2 protein-coding genes and 2 pseudogenes are annotated in these 2,770 nt (G+C 61.6%); 3 read left to right on the top strand and 1 reads right to left on the bottom strand.

All coding sequences use genetic code 11. From position 1 onward, the window contains the following. A pseudogene (locus NEI07_RS08105) lies at positions 1-193 on the top strand (IS21 family transposase); the annotation flags it as partial. Positions 194-485: 292 nt separating this feature from the next. Here NEI07_RS08105 and NEI07_RS08110 read toward each other — a convergent pair. Further along, a complete protein-coding gene (locus tag NEI07_RS08110; protein ID WP_256033914.1) occupies positions 486-1,505 on the bottom strand; it encodes an IS110 family RNA-guided transposase in 1,020 nt (339 codons plus the stop codon). A gap of 132 nt (positions 1,506-1,637) precedes the next feature. Between NEI07_RS08110 and NEI07_RS08115 the strand changes: the two are divergent. Then, a pseudogene (locus tag NEI07_RS08115) lies at positions 1,638-1,959 on the top strand (winged helix-turn-helix domain-containing protein); the annotation flags it as partial. Then, positions 1,956-2,770: sensor histidine kinase N-terminal domain-containing protein (locus NEI07_RS08120; RefSeq protein ID WP_256033915.1), on the top strand; the 815-nt coding region annotated here is incomplete at its 3' end. The pseudogene NEI07_RS08115 and the gene NEI07_RS08120, both read left to right, overlap by 4 nt.

Genomic DNA, 2,770 nt, shown 5'->3' on the forward strand with positions numbered 1-2,770 from the left:
CGCGCGGAGGGCGCCGGGCTCTCCTGGCCGCTGCCGGAGGGAATGAACGACGACGCGCTGGAGGCGGCGCTTTACGCCAACCGGCGCAGCAAGCGCGGTCACCGGCGCGTCGAAGAGCCGGACTGGGCAAACGTGCATCGCGAGCTGAAGCGCAAGCACGTCAACCCTGACGATCCTGTGGGACGAATACATCGCCGAGTTATGGCGCGACATATGTGGAACGGCCCCGCGGGCAAGCGCTTTTTTCAGACATTTCATCCAGCGGGATCGGTGCGGTCATATGTCCGGCCTTTCGGCGCGGTCGTGGACCGCTGGCCTCGATGAAATTCGCGACGCGAGGGGCTGATCAATCTGACGCGCTGTAAGCGCATTGTCGCGCCGGCCTCTCTCGCCTCGGGATTTCGTCCCGTGGGGTCATCGTCTAATTATGCACCTCGCCTCTGTCCGGCTTCGCGCCGGCCAGTCTGTTCTGGTCGTCGTTCGGCTCAGGCGCGTGCTGCGTCGCCCGCCGCGCCAGTATTTCGATATGTCTCGCCTTTGGTGAGCAGCGCCCAGATGATTCTCGCCATCTTGTTGGCGAGCGCGATCGCGACAACCTTGAAAGGCCGTCGCGCAAAAAGCGCGATTAGCCATCGCGGCGCTTTCTCGTTGCCCTTCACGCGTCGCAAGACCGACGTCGCGCCACAAACGAGCAGCGAGCGGATCGTGGGATTGCCCATTTTCGATAAGCCGCCGAGTCGTTCCTTTCCGCCGCTCGAATGGGGCTTTGGCGTCAGTCCCAGCCAGGCGGCGAAGTGACGGCCGGATTTGAACCCGTCGGGATCCGGAACCAGCGCTTTGACGGAAGCGGCCGTGATCGCTCCGACTCCCGGAATTGTGGTCAGCCGCGCCTCGGCAACGATCCCTCGCTCGAGCTTGTCGATCTGCCGTGCCAACGCCTCGATCTGATCGGCGATTTCAGCCAAGGCCAAACGGGCAGCTACTGGCAGGCAACCGTCTTCCTCGTCCCGCACGATCTCGATCAACGCCGCGACTTTCGCCGTCCCGATGGCAGCTATAACGCCCAATTCCGACAAATGCCCGCGAAGCGCGTTGATCGCCTGGGTTTGCTGGCGGACCAAAAGAGCGCGCGTCTTCAGCACCATGGCCGCCGCTTGCTGATCAGCCGATTTGATCGGAACGAAACGCATGGTCTTGCGGGTTACGGCTTCGCTGATAGCCTCGGCGTCAGCGGCGTCCGTCTTGCCCCGCTTTACAAACGGCTTCACATAAATCGGCGGGATCAAGCGCACGTCGTGGCCGAGCGCCACGATCTCGCGCGCCCAATAATGCGAACCGCCGCACGCCTCCAAACCGACCAGACACGGCGGAAGCCTTTCGAAAAAACGCAGCACCTCGGCTCGCCGCAGTTTCCGATTAAAGATCGGCGCGCCCTCGGCGTCGGCTCCATGAATTTGAAAAACGTTCTTGGCCAAATCCAGGCCGATGGTGCTAATCTGCTTCATGGAACGGCTCCCTACCTTGTGGCGTTGCTCGCAACGACCACGTTTTAGCACTCGGATGCTGTCGGTAGCGGGGCCGTTCCACACCATCAATCTGAGTGAGGGACTCTCATCTTGTTTGTCGCGCGGCACCGAGTGGCGCGGCGCGGAGAAGGCCGCGCCAACGCCTTGCCTGAACTCCGGCGGGATCGTTCTCGATCTCGCGCATTTTACCGTGGCGGTAGATGGCGAGCCGGTCGCTCTGTCACGTCGGGAATTCGCCGTGCTCTCGGCGTTGATGGAGCGACCGGGCGCGATCAGATCGAAGACCGAGATCGAAGACCGCCTCTATGGATGGCAGGAAGAGGTTGAGAGCAACGCGATCGAAGTTCATATCCACAATCTGCGGGCGAAGATGGGACGCGAAGCGATCGAGACGGTGCGTGGGCTCGGTTACCGAATGAAACTCGGCGCATGACCTCGTTGCGCTGGCGCCTGTTTTTCATCCTGGTATCCGCAACCGGGGCAATTTGGCTCGGAGCGACAGGATGGATTTACGTTCGCACGAAGGCCGACATTGAGCATGTCCTCGACGCGCGTCTGCAGGAAGCCGCCCGTATGGTCAATTCGCTCGTCGCGAGCAGCGACGTCGCGCAATTGAAAGGCGCGATTCCTGTTCCCGTCGGTCACCCGGAGCTTATGAACTATCAACGCCAGCTTGCGTGTCAGATATGGTCGCTCGACGGACGTCTCATCGCGCATTCGAGCGAAGCGCCCGGCGCTAATTTAACCGATCACGCCTCCGGCTTTTCGGAGCGAATCGTTGAGGGCGAAACCTGGCGCGTCTACGCCATCGAGGATACCGACAAAGGCTTGCGCGTTCTGGTGGGGGATCGACTTGGAATGCGGGAACGACTTATTGCCGACCTCATCAAGGGACTAATGGCGCCTGCCCTGCTCATCACGCCCCTGCTCGGTCTCCTCATCTGGGTCAGCATCGGGCGCGGATTGCGCCCTCTCTCGAATATGGCGAACGAGCTCCAGAGCCGCCGGGCGGACGACATGAGACCGGTCGATGCGAGCGACGCGCCATTAGAGATAAAACCGTTAGCCGATGCGCTGAATAATCTGTTCGCCAATGTCGAAACCGCGCGCCGGCATGAGCGAGAAATCACAGCCTTCGCGGCTCATGAGCTTCGTACCCCACTCGCCGGCTTGAAGACACAGGCGCAGGTGGCCATCGCCGCGACCGACTCCGCCGTGAAGGAAGGCGCCCTTCGGCAGATTCT

It is taken from the genome of Methylocystis suflitae, assembly GCF_024448135.1.
Lineage (GTDB): Bacteria > Pseudomonadota > Alphaproteobacteria > Rhizobiales > Beijerinckiaceae > Methylocystis > Methylocystis suflitae.

Bases quoted from the DNA above. Each gene is read 5' to 3' on its own strand.
- NEI07_RS08110 (WP_256033914.1), bottom strand. From the start codon at position 1,505: ATGAAGCAGATTAGCACCATCGGCCTGGATTTGGCCAAGAACGTTTTT.